Source organism: Rhizobacter terrae, from assembly GCF_003852895.1.
Lineage (GTDB): Bacteria > Pseudomonadota > Gammaproteobacteria > Burkholderiales > Burkholderiaceae_C > Albitalea > Albitalea terrae.
This window is the reverse complement of sequence record NZ_QUSW01000002.1, coordinates 705340-721316: the sequence shown is the minus strand read 5'-3', so window position 1 is coordinate 721316 and position 15977 is coordinate 705340. Positions and strand designations below refer to the sequence as shown.

The window sequence follows — 15977 nt, the reverse complement described above, 5'->3', positions numbered from 1 at the left end:
ACCGACTCGACCATTCCGGGGCACGACATGAACGTCAAACGATTCACGGCTCGCACATCGCGTGATGCACTCAACCTGGTTCGCCAGGCCCTGGGCGATGACGCGGTGGTGCTGTCCACCAAGCCTTGCCCCGAAGGCGTGGAAGTGCTGGCGATGGCGCCGGAAAGCATCGAGCAGATCGAGCGCATTGCCGCCCCCGCGCCGCAACCCATGGCCCGTCCTGCCGCTCGCCCGGCCGCCGCCGCACCTGCCAAGGCTGCGCCCGCTGCCCGCCCCGCCGCGCAAGCCGAAGTGCAGAAGGACGTCGAGCAGCTCGCCATGAGCACCCTGTCATTCCAGGACTATGTGCGCGAGCGCATGCTCAAGCGCCGCGAGGCCGCCATGAAGGCCGAAGCCCCGCAGGCCGAGCAGCGCATCGAGCCCGAGATGAGCCCGCTGCAGGCCAAGCTCACCGCCCGCATGAATGCGCCCACCGCCGCGCAGTCCGCGCCGATGGCTGCCGCGCCCGTGGTGCAGGCACCCGCCTACCGCGAGCCGCCCACGCTGCGCGAGGAAGTCCGCCACGCTGCGCCCGCCCCCATTCCCGCCCATGTGCCCTCGCTGGCCGATGTGCCGCATGACGCCCCGCGCGCCAGCCACCGCGCTTCCGACGAAGCCGTGGCTGCCCAGCGCCGCGAGCAGGAAGTGATGATGACCGAGCTGCGCTCGATGAAGGGCCTGATCGAGGAGCGTTTCGGCGCCCTGGCCTTCATGGAAAAGCTGCAGCGCCAGCCCGGCCAGGCACGCCTGACGCAGAAGCTGCTGGACTGCGGCTTCTCCCCCGCGCTGATCCGCAAGCTGGCCGAAAGCCTGAGCCCCGACGTGTCCGACGAGAACGCCTGGGCGGCCGGCGTGCTGGAGCGAAACCTGATGACCGGCGAAGCCGAAGCCGCGCTGGAAGACCAGGGCGGCGTGTACGCCCTGATCGGCTCCACCGGCGTGGGCAAGACCACCAGCACCGCCAAGCTCGCCGCGGCCTTCGCCACCAAGTACGGTGCCGCGAATCTCGGCCTCGTCACGCTGGATGCCTACCGCGTCGGTGCCCACGAGCAACTGCGCGCCTATGGCCGCATCCTCGGCGTGCCGGTGCACACCGCCCACGACCGTGCCTCGCTGGAAGACCTGCTGGAACTGCTGGCCGCCAAGAAGATGGTGCTGATCGATACCGCCGGCATGGCGCAACGCGACAGCCGCACCCGCGAACTGCTGGACATGCTGGGCCACCGCTCCATCCAGAAGCTGCTCGTCGTCAATGCCGCCCAGCAAGGCGAGACCATCGAGGACGTGCTCGTCGCCTACCGCGCCAGCCTGTGCCGCGGCGTGATCCTTTCCAAGATGGACGAGGCCGTGAAGCTCGGACCCGCCATCGACGCGCTCATCCGCCACAAGTTGTCGGTGGTGGGTGTGGCCAACGGCCAGCGCGTTCCCGAAGACTGGCACCGCCTGTCGGCCCATGCGCTCGTGCACCGTGCGCTGCGCCCGACCGCCGGCACCGCCTACCGCATGGACGTGAGCGACATGAACCTGATCTTCGCGGCGCCGCAAGGCCGCACTGCGAACCACGGTGCCGCCCACCTCTGAGGGGCCTGAGGCCTGACCGGAAACAACAACCAGCCCACGACGACAATGCCCGGACTTCACTCCCGCCCCGCACCGCTGGACCAGGCCGACGGCCTGCGCCGACTGTTCGCGCATGCCCGCGTGCGCTTCGTGCCGGTGGCGTCCAACCCGCACGTGGCCTTCGGCGGCGTGCTGCTGGAGCGCCTGTGCGCCGCCTTCGCCGAGCACGGCAAGCACGTGCTGGTGGTGGACGCGGCCGAGCGTTCTCCGCTGCATGCCGAGATGGCCACGCTGGAGCTCAACGAGTGCGTGGAGACGCTTTCGCACCAGGTGTCGTACCTGGCCGCGCGCACGCTGCCCATCAAGTTCGTGGACACGCACGGTTCCACCGCGTCCTTCCTGCAGGTGCTGGCCGATGCAGCGCCGCATGCCGACGTGGTGCTCGTGCACGCACCGGCGCCTGATCTGTGCCGCATGTTCGCCAAGAGCGAAGCCCGCCCGCTCGTGATGGCCGACGACCGGCCGCAGAGCGTGACCCATGCCTACGCCGCGATGAAGCTCATGACGCAGCGCGCCGGACTCATCGTGCATGACCTGCTGCTCAGCGCCGCGCCCACCTCGCCGCGTGCGGAGCGCATCGCCATGCAGCTGGCCACCTGCGCCGACGACTTCCTGGGGGCCGTGCTGCGCGACTGGGTGCACATCGACCCGGCCACCGACGCGCAGGAGCCGCCGACGCCTTCGCTGCGCCGCTGGGCCCGCGACACACTGCAGCCGCACTTTGGTGCGCCCATCGACATCATTTCCTCGACGTACGGTGCGCACACGAACGCATCGACCATGAACTGAGAGAGCTGACCATGTACACCGCCAAAGGCCAACTCGACGTCAACTCGATGCTCAAGCAGTACAGCCCGCTGGTGCGCCGACTCGCGCATCAGATGATTGCCAAGCTGCCGGCCAACGTCGAGATCGACGACCTGATCCAGGTGGGCATGATCGGCCTCACCGACGCCTTGTCGCGCTTCGACGCGGCCCAGGGCGTGCAGTTCGAGACCTTCGCCACGCAGCGCATCCGCGGCGCCATGCTCGATGAGCTGCGCGGCAATGACTACCTGTCGCGCGGCACGCGCAAGCAGCAGCGCAGCATCGAAACCGCCGTCCACAAGCTCGAACAGAAGCTTGGACGCGCGCCGGCCGAAAGCGAGATCGCCCGCGAGATGGGCATCACGTTGGTCGAATATCAGGAACTACTTGGCAAGGTGCGCGGCACTCAGCTGGTTTACCTGGAAGACATGTCGGGTGATGAGGGGGATAACGACTTCCTGGATCGGCACGTCGCCGATGAAGGCTTCAATCCTCTCGCGCAGCTGCAGGACCAGCGCATGCGCGAGGCGCTGATCGAGGCCATCAAGTCGCTGCCTGAACGCGAGCAGTACGTCATGAGCATGTACTACGAGCACGACATGAACCTCAAGGAGATCGCGGCCGTGCTGAAAGTGACCGAATCGCGGGTGTGCCAGCTGCACAGCCAGTCCATCGCCCGCCTGCGTGTCAAGCTGCGCGAATACTGATTGGAGAAAGACGGCATGTTTTCTTCGTTCAAGAAAGACCGCCCCTCCGAGGCGAAGCCAGTGGTCGAACACCAGCTTTCATCCACCGGCGAAGAGCTGCGCGCCGCGGTCGACTCCATCGGCAAGCAGGCGTCCAACATGGGGCGCGAGGCGGCCGAGGTGCGCGGCCTGATGGAAGACACGCAGAAGGTGTCGGCCCGCCAGGCACAGACCATGAACGCGCTGGCCGGCAAGGTGCAGGAGATCACCAAGGCGCAGGATGCCATCAGCGGCGTGTCCAAGGACAGCCTGAACGCCGTGGACCGCGCCCGCAAGGCGGTGGAAGAGGTGGGCGAAGGCGTCAATGCCATCGTCGCCACGCTGCGCCAGGTGTCGCAGGCCGCGCAGACCATCACCAAGATCGCGTTGCAGACCCGGCTGGTGGCGTTCAACGCCTCGGTGGAAGCCAAGCGCGCCGGCGAGGCTGGCCGCGGTTTCGGCGTGGTGGCCGATGCGGTGAAGGACCTGGCCGCCAAGGTCGAGTCCTCCTCCAAGGAAATCATGAGCACCGTGGGCGAGCTCGACCAGCGCATCGATGCGCTGTCGCGCGAAATCCGCGTGGAAGGCGACGATGCCGACAAGCAAGGCGGCTTCCACCGCGCGCTGACGGACGTGCAAAGCGGCGTGGCCAGCATCAATGAAGCCGCCGAGCAAAGCCGCGGCATCTGCGCCGACCTGAACCAGCAAATGGCGACGGTGGAGCAGGAAATCCACCAGACCACCCGCGCGCTGGACAGCGCCTTCGTGCGCAGCGAAAGCTTCCTCAAGGTGTCGGAAAACCTCATCGACCTCGTGTCGCACTGCGGCATCGAGACCGAGGACACGCCCTTCATCAACGCCGCGCAGGAAGCCGCAGCGCAGATCAGCAAGCTGCTGGAAGACTCGCTGCGCACCAGCACCATCAACCTGGTCGACCTGTTCGACGAGCAGTACAAGTCGATCGCGGGCACGAACCCGCAGCAGCACACCACGAAGTTCATCGACCTGGCGGACCGCCTGTTCCCGCAGGTGCAGGAACGCGTGCTGGCGATGAGCAACAAGATCGTGTTCTGCATCGCGGCCGATCGCAACGGCTACATCGCCTGCCACAACAAGAAGTACTGCAACCCGCAGCGCGGCGACCTGGCCTGGGACACGGCCAACAGCCGCTACCGCCGCATCTTCAACGACCGCACCGGCCTCGCATCGGCGCGCAACCAGCGACCGTTCCTGCTGCAGACCTACCGGCGCGACATGGGCGGCGGCAATTTCGTCGTGATGAAGGAAGCCGCGGCACCCATCGTCGTGGCGGGCAGGCACTGGGGCGGCCTGCGCCTGGCCTTCCACTTCTGAACAGGGCTTGACCCTGCGCATGCCTTGGCCCCTGCCGGCGCTGCTCACCTGGGCGGCGTCCTGGGCGGTGTTCATCGCCGCCACGCGGTGGCTCGAGATGTCGCCTGTGGTGGCGCTGCCGCTGGCCGCGGGCGTCGCCATCGCCTTCAGCTTCCGCGGCGACACGCGCTGGCGCCGCATCTTCATCGCCTGGGGCTTCCCGCTGTCGCTGGTGGCAACGGGCGTCGTCGGCAGCATGCCGGCCTGGGCCTGGCTGCTGCCGCTGGCGCTGCTCGCGGTCATGTACCCCGTTCACACCTGGCGCGATGCGCCGGTGTTTCCGACACCCACCGATGCCTTGCAGGGCCTGCCGCGGCTGGCACCTTTGCACGATGGGGCGAAGGTGCTCGACGCCGGCTGCGGGCTGGGCGATGGCTTGATCGAACTGCGCCGCGCCTATCCGAACGCCGTGCTCAGCGGCCTGGAGTGGAGCTGGCCGCTGCGCATCGCCTGCGCGCTGCGCACGCGCTTCGCGAGCGTGAAGCGCGGTGACATCTGGGCGGCCGACTGGTCGGCCTACGACATGGTCTACCTCTTCCAGCGGCCCGAGAGCATGCCGCGCGCCGCCGCCAAGGCTGGCAGTGAGTTGCGCACTGGGGCATGGATGGCGAGCCTGGAATTCCCCGCCGCCGAGCTGGTGCCCACCCGGACGCTGGACTGCCCCGACGGCCGCCGCGTGTGGCTGTACCAGGCGCCGTTCAAGCGCCGCTGAGTCAGGTGCCGTCGACGAAGGCGGCCACGTCGTCCAGCACGGGCGCCAGCCAGCGCAGGGGCCGCGCAAAGGCCGCAGCCAGCGTCATGTGGTTGACGCGGTCGTACATCTTCAGCGTGACTTTCGCGCCCGCCGACTGGAGCTGTTGCGCCAGGCCTTCGGTGTTGCGGTGCGGATTCACGAGCTTGTCCTCCTGTGGCGCTGCCACGAAGCTGCGGGGCGAATCCTGGCGGGCGAAGGCGATGGGTTGCGAGTCCGGCGGGTAGTTCGGATGAAAGAACACCGGCTGCGCGTCCGGGTTCGTCATCGGATAGAAGTCGTACGGCCCGGCCAGCCCGATGAAGCCCGCCAGTTCCTTCGGCGAATGGCCGGTGGGCTGCAGCCAGCGCGCATCCATAGCCAGCATGGCGGCGTTGTAGGCGCCGGCGCTGTGGCCCATGACGAACACCCGCTGCGGGTTGCCGCCCAGTGCCTTGGCGTGCGACAAGCCATAGGCCAGGGCCTGGGCGCAATCGGTGAGGAAGTCCGGGTAGCGAACCTGCGGATAGAGCCGGTAGTCCGCGAGGATGGCGATCATCCCGCGGGACGCGAGCGCCTCGCCGACGAACTTGTAGTCGTGCCGCTCGCCGCGGTTCCAGGAGCCGCCGTAGAAGAACACCACCACCGGATGGCCGCCGGCAGGGGCGGCGCGGGTGGGGGTGTAGATGTCCAGCCGTTGCCGTCGCAGCGGGCCGTAGGGCAGGTCGGCTTGCAGGGTGTGCGTGTCGGTCGGTGCCAGGGCGTTGAGCGTGGCGACCGGTGCGCAGGCAGCAAGGGCGATGAGAGCGGCTGCCGCAAGAAGCAGCCAGAGCAAGGCGTGTTTGGCGTAGTGCAAGGCAGTCATGAAGCGAAGGCCGTGAGATGCCTTACGCGCGACGGACGCCTTTGGATGCGTCGCTTCATCTCCTCAATCGCCACCGTTCTCGACCGGCAAGGCATCGGCCCGCCAGCGCAGCATGCCGCCTGCGAGGTTGGCGACGGCGGTGAATCCCGCCTTCTGCAGCAGCGCGACCGCCTGCGCGGAGCGCGCGCCCGAGCGGCACACGGCCACCAGCGGATGCTGCCGGTCGATCTCGCCGGAACGCGACGCCAGCTCCGCCAGCGGCATCAACCGCGCGCCGTGGATGTGCCCCAGCTCGCCATTGAATTCCGCCGGCTCGCGCACGTCGATCACCTGGACGTCGCCGGCATGCCCGCCGCCGATGCGCTCGGCCAGGGCGGCCGGCTGGATCTCCCACACGCCGCCGAAGGTGCAGGTCAGCGGCGCCCAGTCCGGTTCCTGCGGCAGTCCCGCCTGCGCCTGCGGCTGTCCGCAGCGCAGGTTGGCCGGCACGGCGATGTCCATCAGCTTGGGATGCGGCAGGCCGAGGTTGTTCATGTAGCCCTCGAAGTCCGACACGTCCACGTCGCCGCCCAGGCGCGGGTTGAAGCGGCGTTCCTCGGCGACGCTCGTGACCGTGAGGCCGCGGTAGTCGTGGGCGGGGTAGAGCAGGCATTCGGGCGGCAGCGAGAGGATCTGCTCCTGCACCGAGCGGTACAGGCGCCGCGGGCTGCCTTCCTGGAAGTCGGTGCGCCCGCAGCCGCGGATGAGCAGGCTGTCGCCGGTGAAAGCCATGCTCTGGTCGTCCAGCACATAGGTCAGGCAGCCGCTGGTGTGGCCTGGTGTGGCGCGGGCTTCGAGGTGGCGGTGGCCGAAGGCGATGCGGTCGCCATGCTGAAGAAGCCGGTCTGCGTTGGTGGCGCCGGAGGCTTGCGACAACACGATCTGGCTGCCGCACTGCTGCCTGAGCAGCCAGGCGCCGGTCACGTGGTCGGCATGGACGTGGGTGTCCAGCGTGGCCACCAGCCGCAGGTCCAGTTCGCGCAGCAAGGCGATGTCGCGGCGCGCGTGGTCGAAGACGGGGTCGATGAGGACGGCCTCGCGGGTGGCGGGGTCCGCGAGGAGGTAGGTGTAGGTGGACGACGTGGGGTCGAAGAGCTGGCGGAAGATGAGCATGTGGCGGCAGCGAATCGGTACGTCAATTCTGCGCTTCCTGGGCGGATTCAGGGCTGCTTCGGACGCTGGCACGACAATGCATCCATGGCTGCGATCTTCTCGTTCAAATGCTCGTGCTGCGGCGAGATCCATGAAGGATCCCCCTCGTACGCGTTCAAGTCACCGGATCACTATCACGGTCTCACGGACGAGCAGAAGGCGTCCATGGGGCACCTCAGCTCGGACTTCTGCACCATCACGCACGACGACGGCACGGACTACTTCATTCGGGCCATTCTTGAAGTGCCTATCCACGGTGTCGAGGAGCCGTTCCTGTGGGGGCTCTGGGCGTCTTTGTCGGAGAAGAGCTTCAAGCGATACGTCGAGACCTACGACGAACCGGTGGCGGGCGATGTGTTCTTCGGCTGGGTCTGCAATGCGGTGCCGTGGTATCCGCCCCATGCCTCGTCGCTGGCGGCCAATGTCGTGGTCCAAGTGGGTGGCCAGCGGCCGCTCCTGCATCTGCACCAGGCCAACGGCGACGCCCACCCGCTCATCCTCGATCAGCGGCACGGCATCACCGTCGCCAAGGCCCAGGAGATCGCCGAGTTTCTGCAGCATCAGTCCTGATGCCGCCACTCATTCCTTGATGGACCACACCATCGGCACCTGGGCCTGATAGCTAACGGGTTTGCCGTCCTTGTAGCGCCGCATGAACTTTCCCGATCGGTAGTAGTTGATCGCCATCGGATCGAACATCTCTTCCACGCTCAAGTGCTGTCCGTCGGAGAGCGTGGCGAAATACTTGTTGAACTTGCGGCCCGAGATCGTGATGCGCGTGGCGTCACCGGATTCGTCCACGGTGATCGCCAGGATCATTTCGCCTTCGATTCGTTCCTTGGCGGCGGCACGCGGGTATTCGAGCACTGCAAGGCCGGGTTGGAACTGACCGTGGTGCGCGCCATCGACGGACGCCGCTGCGCTCCTGGAGGTGGACGGCGGTGCTATCGCGGCCCGGAAGCTGTTGACGATCAACTCCCTTCGCATCGTCCTTCCTGCCTCTCCTGGCGTCGCGCTCAAGGCTGCGAGGTACCGGCGCATGCCCGCGCACCGCTTTGCCGGCTCCACACCTTCATCGCTTCCGGACAGCGCCGCGATGATGTCGTCGCGTTCGTTCTCGTCCAGACGTGCCAAGACCTTCATGGTGGCTATCGCCACTTCCTCTTCGGTTGGCAACTTCCTGGGCACTTCGTTGTTGACGGCCCCCAGATACGAAGGCCCCGTCCGAGAACAGGTCCAGGATGAACTCGTGTGCTGCCTGCTTGGTCGTGGGCAGGTTGGGAAGGCCGCTCAACTGGACGACGAAACCGGAATCTTCGTCGAGTCTTTGGAGCACGGACTTTTGGATGTCCGAGATGGAGGGGGACGTGGCTGCAATGGCACTGGCCGCCAATGCGATGCTGAGCCACAGACCGCACAGCTTGTGCGTGAAATGACGCATGGTGTTCCCGACAGAATGTCCCTCGGCCTTTGGATAGCGCCGATAAGAGCCCGGGTGCGGGCTCATTGAGTATCACCGCTGCAATGGTTACGACCCCACGCGAGGCCCCCCGCAAGTGGAGGGAACTGTGTGGCAACGGCCGATGAGGAAGCACCAAGAAAAAGAGCCGGCACAAGGCCGGCTCCGTTCCACCAGATCTGAAACGCAGGGTCAGTGAGCCCGGCGGCGTGCCGCCACGAAGCCCATGATGCCCAACCCCGCCAGCATCAGCGCGTAGGTGTCGGCCTCCGGCACCGGCGCCACCTTGATGCCGACCACGAGGTCGTTGTAGTCCTTGTCGAAGCGCCAGCTGTCGTTGAAGCCCAGCACGTAGTCGAACTCGCCGCCCTTGGTGTAGGCCGAGAACACGCCGGCCGGGTCGAACGAACCGAACACCACGTAGCTGGCGAAGGTGAGCGGGTTGCCGCCGTTGGGCACTTCTGCGCCGTCGCGCGTGTCCTTGAACGAGAAGTCCAGGGCGCCGCCACCGTGGAACAGGCCATAGGTCGAGAACACCGGCGCGAGGTTGTCCAGCGCCAGGGCGCCGTCGAAGAACATCTGGTTGAGGTGCCCTGCGTCCTTGCCGAGGAAGGTCACGGTCACGCGGTCGCTCGTGTCGTCGGACATGACTTGCGCGTTCAGCAGGCCGGCATCCTGCGGGTCGATGGCGACGCTCGCGCTGGCGTTGCCGGTGAAGTGCACTTCCGTTCCGCCGTTGAGTGTGGCGGTCGCGCTGGCGGCGCCGGCGGTGGCCAGCAGTGCAGCAGCAATCAGCTTCGTTTTCATGGATCCCTCTTGGTTGTTGAGTCGCCGCAAGAGCCCTTCTTGTTGCGGCGAGCGCGATCGTAGGGATGACCATTTCATGAAGCATCCCTTGTCTCGGGGGGGAGATAGGGGGTGTGAATGCGGTTTCCGTAACGACCCGCGTCGGTGCAACAGGGCTGCATCAACAGTGACGCGTCCTGTCGGGGGTTGTGTCGTGTTGCAACCCCGTGGTCGGGCGAATGGCGCACCGACAGCGGTGTGCGATGTGCCCGATTCCAACGGGTTTGCTGCAATGGAATCCCCGCTTCTACCTGCAACAATTCGTATGTCGGCGGCCTGCCCAAAGGGTGCGCTGGCTAAAACACATCATCCATTTCTTTCTCTGTCGGGGGGTTCCCATGTTTTCCTTTCATCGCGCCGCTGTGGCGGGCTTGGCTTCGCTCGTTCTCGCGGGCTGTGCGACTGCGCCCAACAACAAGCCCATGAGCGCCCAGGTGGCCTCGGCCATCCAGCCGGTGGACCTGCGCATCGGCATCAAGCAGTCGGAGGTGTATGCGGCCTTCGAGCCGTCCATGGGTGGCGCCAGTGCTGCTGCCGCATGCGGCGCCGTTCCCGGCCTGGGCATCTTGCTGGCCGCGGCGTGTGGCGGTGCGCTGGGTGCGGTCGATGCGACCGTGAATGCATCGCGCGCCAAGACGGCCGACGAGATCGTGCGTCCGCTGAAGGACGAGACCGTGGATGCGAAGTTCGACCAGCTCTTGACCGATGCGATCGGCAAGTCGCTGCAGGGCATTCCCAAGTTCCAGGTCTCGGGCACGACGCTGACCAAGACGGTGGACCCCAAGGCCTACGAGGAGACCTTCCGTGCATCGACGGCCAGTGCGGTGATGTTCGTGAACGTGGACTACCACGTGTCGCCTGACTTTTCGACGCTTCAAGTCACGGCGCGTGGCCTGGTGTATCCGCGAAGCTCAGCCGCCCGGACGGCAGCCGGCCTCGCCGCCGAGCTTCCGGCGCCGGGCAAGGATCCGGTGCTGGCACCGAACACGGCGGCCTACCACGTGGATGTCGCCTACCACGCCAAGCTGCCGGTGCAGGCCACGGCGCCTGCCGACTACGTGGCGGCCTGGAAGGCGGACAACGCTCGGCTCTTGCGCGCCGGCATGAACGATGGCGCTGCCCAGGTGGGCCGCCTGCTGGCCGAAGACCTGCAGCGTGCCCCCGACAGCCAGCGCACGGTGATCCGCAAGGCCGAACCGGCCAAGGGCCTGCCGGGCGACCTGCTCGCCGAAAGCAATGGCGGGCAATTGATGCTCATGCCCGGCGGCATGCTGGTGTTCAAGACCACCCTGTCCAAGGACGCAGGAACGGCATCGGCGGCTGTGCCCACCGCCACGTCCGCGGCCGGCACGGTGGCTGCGCAGTGAAGGTCAGTCGCATCCGCGCCGCAGCGGTGCTGGCAGCCGTGGTGGCATCGGGCCTGGTCGGATGCGCCGCCGAACGCGTGTCGGGACTCAAGGCGGCCGCGGCGGCGACGGTGTCCGGCGTCCAGGCGGCGGCGCCTTCCTGCCGCTTCTCGGTCAAGGCCATCGACGACAAGCGCGATCAGGCGGACCTCGGAACCGTTCACACCACGCGTGTGGGCGGGGAAGGCTTTGCGCAGTGGTTCGCCGATGGCATCGCGGTGATGCCGGGCTACTCGCGGGAGGCGGCGCCTGTCGAGTTGCGCATCGAAGTCGTCAAGGCCTACATCCAGAGCCTGGGCACGCTGAAGTCGGCCAACCTGGTGGTGAAGGTCCAGGTGGCAGGCAACGGTGCCGTGCCCGGGAGCAAGGTCTACCGCGGCGTGGACGGCAGCGTCAACTGGTCGAGCTCGGAGTCGGAGATCCAGGCTGCGTTCGATGCCGCGATGACCAGCCTGCGCCAGCAACTCGCTGCCGACCAGGCCGGCTGGTGCAAGGCGTAGTGCCTTGCTTCAGCCCGCTTGCGCGGCCCGGATGCCCGTGATCGACACGCCGGTGATCAATCGCCCGCCGGCCAGCTTCACCACCCGGTCGGCCGAGGCGATCGTCTCCGAGCGGTGCGCCACGATGACCCGCGTGAGCGACAGCCGCCGCACCGCTTCGTTCACGCTGCGCTCGCGGGCCACGTCCAGGTGGCTGGTGGCTTCGTCCAGGAACAGCACGCGCGGCTCGCGGTACAGCGCGCGGGCCAGCAGGATGCGCTGCTTCTGTCCGCCCGAGAACACCGTGCCCATGTCGCCCACCAGCGTGTTGTATTGCATGGGCATGGCGGTGATGTCTTCGTGCACCTCGGCCATGCGGGCGCAGGCCTGCAGGCGTTCGAGGTCGGGCCGCGGGTCGAAGAAACAGATGTTCTCGGCGATGGAGCCCGCGAAGAGCTGGTCGTCCTGCATCACGCTGGCCACCGAGTTGCGGTAGCGGGTGAGGCCCAGGCGGTTCAGCGGTACGCCGTCCACTTCGATGCTGCCCTCGCTGGGCTGCAGCAGCCCCAGCATCAGCTTCATCAGCGTCGTCTTGCCGCCGCCTGAAGGCCCGATGATGGCCAGCGATTCACCGGCTTCCACGCGCAGGTTCAGGCCGTGGATGAGCCATGGATCGCTGTCCGAATAGCGGAAGCTCACGTTCTTCAGTTCGATGCTGCCTTGCAGCGGCGGCGCATCCAGCGGCTGCATCAGGTCGCGTGCCTCGGGCGCGGTCATGGCGATGTCGGCCACGCGCTCGGTGTGCAGGCCCAGCATGCGCAGCTCCAGGCCCTTTTCTATGAGCGCGATCACGCGCTGTACGAATTGCGTTTTGTAGGCCACGAAGGCGAAGAGCATGCCGACGGTGAAGCCCGCGCCGTTGTCCAGCACCAGGCGCGCGCCCAGCCACACGGTGACCACGTTCTCGATGCCGAAGAGAAGGCCGTTCAAGCCCTGGTAGATGAGGTTCAGCCGCTGCGTTCGGATGCCGGCGTTGAACTGGTCCACCACCAGGTTCTGCCAGGCCGCGGCGCGCTGGTCCTCGCGGGCGAAGAGCTTGATGCCCTGCATGCCGCGCACCGTTTCCAGGAAGTGGCTGTGCTGCCGCGCGCCGCGCACGATCTGCTCTTCGCTGGCGCGGCGGAAGGGCTTGTACAGAACCAACCTCAGGCCGGCGTAGCCGATGGCGGCCAGGAACGCGACGAGCGCGAGCTTCGGGCTGAACAGCAGCATCATCGCGGCCGTGCCCAGCGCCATCACGCCGTCGATGAGCGCCTCCAGGGCGCTGGTGGTCAGCGTGCGCTGGATGGTGTTGAGCGAGTCGAAGCGCGAGACCACGTCGCCGATGTGCCGCTTGTCGAACCAGGCCATCGGCAGCCGCACCAGGTGCCGGAAGAGGTTGGACATGAGCTGCAGGTTGAGCTGCGTGCCCATCACCATCAGCACCCAGGCGCGCAGCGCGGTGATGCCCGCCACCAGCACCGCCAGCAGCAGGAAGCCCACGCCGAGCACGCCGATGAGGTCGCGGTCCTGCGAGACGATGGCTTCATCCACCACCCATTGCAGGAAGAACGGGCCGGCCAGCGCCAGCACCTGCAGGCCCAGGGCCAGCGAAAGGATCTGCGCCGCATGCGTGCCCAGGCGCGGCAGGCTGCCCACGAGCTGGCGCAGCGAGACCTTGCGGCGTTCCTCGGCCGGCGCGAACTCTTGCGTCGGCGCGAGTTCCAGCGCGACGCCGGTGAAATGCCTGGAGAACTCCTCCACCGCCATCTGCCGCTCGCCGATGGCCGGGTCCAGCAGCGTGACCAGGCCGCCACGAACCCGCGTGAGCACGACGAAGTGGTTGAAGTCCCAGTGCAGGATGCAGGGCAGCGCCAGCTCATGCAGGTGCGACAGCTCCAGCCGCAGCGGCCGGGGGGCGAGTTGCAATCCGGTGGCCACCTGCATCAGGTCGGCCAGCGTCGCGCCCTTGAGCGACACCGAATGCCTGGCGCGCAGCGAGGCGAGGTCAATGCGGTGGCCGTGGTAGCCCGCCACCATCGCGACACAGGCATGGCCGCATTCGGCAGCCTCCGTCTGCAGGATGAGCGGCGTGCGCTTGGCGAAGGAGTAGTCCAGCATGGTCAGACACGCCCCGTGACGGAGAGGATGGGCTCGAAGAACCACTCGATGACGCGGCGCGTGTCCAGCCAGATGTCGGCATCCACGCCCATGCCGGACTGCAGGTTCATGGCCTGGCCGTACGCCATCACCCCTTGCGACGGCAGCTTCACCGTCACGCGGTAGACCGGCTCGTTGACCGCCACCGGCAGCGAGGTCTCGTTGGGCTGGATGACGCTGCGTCCCACGCGCGTCACTTCGCCTTCGTGGTGGCCGAAGCGCTGGTAGGGAAACGCCTGGTACCGCAGCGCCACCTTCTGGCCCGGCTTGATGAAGCCTGCGGCGCGCGTGGGCACGAGCAGTTGCGCTTCGAGCGAGGCGCCGGCCGGCAGGATGGACATCAGCGGTGCCGAGGTGGTGGCCGACTGGCCCACGTCCGCCAGGATGGTGGTGACCACGCCATCGGCCGTGGCCGTCAGAACCACGGTGCGCCTGGAATCCGTCTCGGTGAGTTGCTGCTGCAGCTCCGACACCTGCCGCTCCAGCTGGGCCGAATTGTTGGATTGCTTCAGGCTGCTGGCCGCCAGCTCGGTGCGGGCGGCATCCAGGTCCCGCGTGAGGGCGGCGATGCTGCGCTGCAGGCTGGCGAACTGGCCGCGCTGGTCCAGCAATTCCTCCTGCTTCTGCTGCAAGGCGGCGTCGGACATGAAGCGCGAAGCCACCAGGCCTTCGTAGCGCTTGATGGTGGTCTCGGCGCTCGCCACGCGGCTGCGCTGCAATTCAAGCTGCGCCCGGGCCTGCTCGATCTCGGCCGACAAGCCGCGGATGCGCTGCTGCACCGATGCCGCGGCGAGCTGGTCGATCTGCGCCTGCTTGTCCTGCTCGCGCTTGAGGCTGTCGCGACGCTCGCCCAATTGCGCCAGCACGGCCGCCTGCGCATCGCGCGTGCTCGTGCTGGAGCGTTCGCTGGAGATCACCATCAGCACGTCGCCCTGCCTGACGGCTTGTCCCTCGCTCACGCGTTTTTCAAGCACGGTGCCGGTCTGCGGCGTATAGACCTTGATGAGCCCGCTGGTGGGTGCGAGGTAGCCCAGCACGTGTTCCTTGCGGGTGTACTGGCCCCACACCGCGAAGGCGATGAGCGAGAGCACGGCCAGCAGCGCCGCCACCACGAGCAGGCTGGTGCGCGGCCCGCGGGCGATGGAGGTGTCGCCATACAGCGTGTTGCACTGCGCGGCGATGGCCGCTGGCCGGAAGAGGGGGGCTTTCATGCCTCAGGCCGCGGCGGCGTGCGGTTCCTCGTTGGCGGCCGGCGGCGCTTCGCCCAGCGGCTGCGACAGCCAGGCATTCAGGCGCGGCAGGTTCCAGCCCAGGCGCTGCATCAGCTGCACGGCCACCGGCCAGTAGCGAACACGGTCTTCGCCGAAGGGGCCGTAGTTCAACACGTAGGACCGCAGCATGCCGACGGCGCGCTGGATGTCCTGCGGCCGGGTCTTCACCTCCGGGTCGGCATAGGCCTCGTACTCGTTGGACGAGTGGTGGATGAACTTGCTGCCCTGCAGCCTGCGGCACAGCAGCGCGTATTCCTTGGTCTGCATGATCCACAGGTGCCACACGTCGTCGATCTCGTCGTTGAACGGAATCCCGCCGTGGCTGAAGGTGGCCATGTTGAGGTACTTGAGAAGTTCGTCGACGCGGGCATCCACCTCGTCGCTGGACAGGTGCGAAAGCTTGCGGTCGAAGTAGAACTTCATCGCGGGCGACACGAAGGTCGCGCGCAGTTGTTCATTGGTGATCATGTGCTGTCTCCCTGAGTGGTCGCCGTCACCTTGGAACGAAAACGGGGTGCGGCTTGAGGACCGCACCCCGGCTCATGCTCAGCAGTGGCAGCTGCAGCAATGACAGGCGCAGCACCGAACCGCGGCGGCGAGGCCGCCGGCCACTTGCTGGGCCTGGTCGAACTCGAGCTCGAGCATCTTCGTCAGCTCGGCCGACTCGTCGACGGACACGAAGGTGGTGGGCAGCGAGGCGTCAGCGGCTTGCGCGATGGTGGTCTTGGTTTCCATGTCTTATCTCCCTGAGATTTCAAGATAAAAGAAGATCCATCGCCCGGCATGGGCGACAAATCAGCCTGGTGGTACCGGTTCGTCTCACGATGGAGAACGACACCGGTGGAACCCGGTCACCGACCCTTTGAATACGGTGGTGACCGGGATGGAATTGCTGTGTTGCGGGCCAGCCGTATCAGCAATTCCATGACCGAAACTTTAGGCAGGGAT

General features: G+C 66.9%; 16 protein-coding genes. 8 read left to right on the top strand and 8 right to left on the bottom strand.

Features of this window, described 5'->3' with window-relative positions:
• Nucleotides 1-27: 27 nt before the first annotated feature.
• From flhF to DZC73_RS10365, 5 genes are read left to right on the top strand one after another with little or no spacing between them, the layout of a single operon-like run.
• Complete coding sequence (flhF, locus tag DZC73_RS10385) at nucleotides 28-1620, top strand: flagellar biosynthesis protein FlhF (RefSeq protein WP_124540142.1); 1593 nt, start codon at nucleotides 28-30, stop codon at nucleotides 1618-1620.
• A 45-nt stretch (nucleotides 1621-1665) separates the two neighbouring features.
• Nucleotides 1666-2448, top strand: a complete 783-nt coding sequence (locus DZC73_RS10380; protein WP_124540141.1) for a MinD/ParA family ATP-binding protein — start codon at nucleotides 1666-1668, stop codon at nucleotides 2446-2448.
• An 11-nt stretch (nucleotides 2449-2459) separates the two neighbouring features.
• Entirely contained in the window at nucleotides 2460-3173 is a 714-nt protein-coding gene (locus DZC73_RS10375; RefSeq protein ID WP_124540140.1) for an RNA polymerase sigma factor FliA, read from the top strand.
• A gap of 15 nt (nucleotides 3174-3188) precedes the next feature.
• Entirely contained in the window at nucleotides 3189-4544 is a 1356-nt protein-coding gene (locus DZC73_RS10370; RefSeq protein ID WP_124540139.1) for a methyl-accepting chemotaxis protein, read from the top strand.
• 19 nt (nucleotides 4545-4563) lie between these two features.
• Nucleotides 4564-5295, top strand: a complete 732-nt coding sequence (locus DZC73_RS10365; protein WP_124540138.1) for a class I SAM-dependent methyltransferase — start codon at nucleotides 4564-4566, stop codon at nucleotides 5293-5295.
• A gap of 1 nt (nucleotide 5296) precedes the next feature.
• Here the strand turns inward: DZC73_RS10365 and DZC73_RS10360 are convergent, their stop codons facing one another.
• The gene (locus DZC73_RS10360) at nucleotides 5297-6178 is read right to left on the bottom strand and encodes an alpha/beta hydrolase (protein WP_124540137.1); all 882 of its coding nucleotides are present in this window, start codon (nucleotides 6176-6178) and stop codon (nucleotides 5297-5299) included.
• A gap of 63 nt (nucleotides 6179-6241) precedes the next feature.
• Nucleotides 6242-7330 carry an MBL fold metallo-hydrolase gene (locus tag DZC73_RS10355; RefSeq protein ID WP_124540136.1) on the bottom strand — a complete coding sequence of 363 codons (1089 nt, stop codon included), beginning with the start codon at nucleotides 7328-7330 and terminating at the stop codon, nucleotides 6242-6244.
• A gap of 84 nt (nucleotides 7331-7414) precedes the next feature.
• Between DZC73_RS10355 and DZC73_RS10350 the strand changes: the two genes are divergently transcribed.
• Nucleotides 7415-7939: a DUF2199 domain-containing protein gene (locus DZC73_RS10350; protein ID WP_124540135.1), complete on the top strand. Its 525-nt coding sequence runs from the start codon at nucleotides 7415-7417 to the stop codon at nucleotides 7937-7939.
• 9 nt (nucleotides 7940-7948) lie between these two features.
• Here DZC73_RS10350 and DZC73_RS10345 read toward each other — a convergent pair whose 3' ends face one another.
• Nucleotides 7949-8512, bottom strand: coding sequence for an energy transducer TonB (locus tag DZC73_RS10345; protein WP_124540134.1), 564 nt, complete (start codon nucleotides 8510-8512; stop codon nucleotides 7949-7951).
• A 508-nt stretch (nucleotides 8513-9020) separates the two neighbouring features.
• A complete protein-coding gene (locus DZC73_RS10340; RefSeq protein WP_124540133.1) occupies nucleotides 9021-9635 on the bottom strand; it encodes a PEP-CTERM sorting domain-containing protein in 615 nt (204 codons plus the stop codon).
• Between the two features lie 461 nt (nucleotides 9636-10096).
• On the opposite strand from DZC73_RS10340, the gene DZC73_RS10335 reads away from it, so the two are divergent.
• Nucleotides 10097-11041, top strand: a complete 945-nt coding sequence (locus DZC73_RS10335) for a hypothetical protein (RefSeq protein ID WP_124540132.1) — start codon at nucleotides 10097-10099, stop codon at nucleotides 11039-11041.
• Complete coding sequence (locus DZC73_RS10330) at nucleotides 11038-11580, top strand: hypothetical protein (protein ID WP_124540131.1); 543 nt, start codon at nucleotides 11038-11040, stop codon at nucleotides 11578-11580. Before DZC73_RS10335 ends, DZC73_RS10330 begins: the two co-directional genes overlap by 4 nt.
• Nucleotides 11581-11589: 9 nt before the next feature.
• Here DZC73_RS10330 and DZC73_RS10325 read toward each other — a convergent pair whose 3' ends face one another.
• The 4 genes from DZC73_RS10325 to DZC73_RS10310 form a co-directional block, all read right to left on the bottom strand.
• Entirely contained in the window at nucleotides 11590-13719 is a 2130-nt protein-coding gene (locus DZC73_RS10325; RefSeq protein WP_124540130.1) for a peptidase domain-containing ABC transporter, read from the bottom strand.
• 2 nt (nucleotides 13720-13721) lie between these two features.
• Complete coding sequence (locus DZC73_RS10320; protein ID WP_124540129.1) at nucleotides 13722-14969, bottom strand: HlyD family secretion protein; 1248 nt, start codon at nucleotides 14967-14969, stop codon at nucleotides 13722-13724.
• 3 nt (nucleotides 14970-14972) lie between these two features.
• Nucleotides 14973-15497, bottom strand: coding sequence for a hypothetical protein (locus tag DZC73_RS10315; protein WP_124540128.1), 525 nt, complete (start codon nucleotides 15495-15497; stop codon nucleotides 14973-14975).
• 78 nt (nucleotides 15498-15575) lie between these two features.
• Nucleotides 15576-15764 carry a hypothetical protein gene (locus DZC73_RS10310; RefSeq protein WP_124540127.1) on the bottom strand — a complete coding sequence of 63 codons (189 nt, stop codon included), beginning with the start codon at nucleotides 15762-15764 and terminating at the stop codon, nucleotides 15576-15578.
• Between the last annotated feature and the right edge of the window lie 213 nt (nucleotides 15765-15977).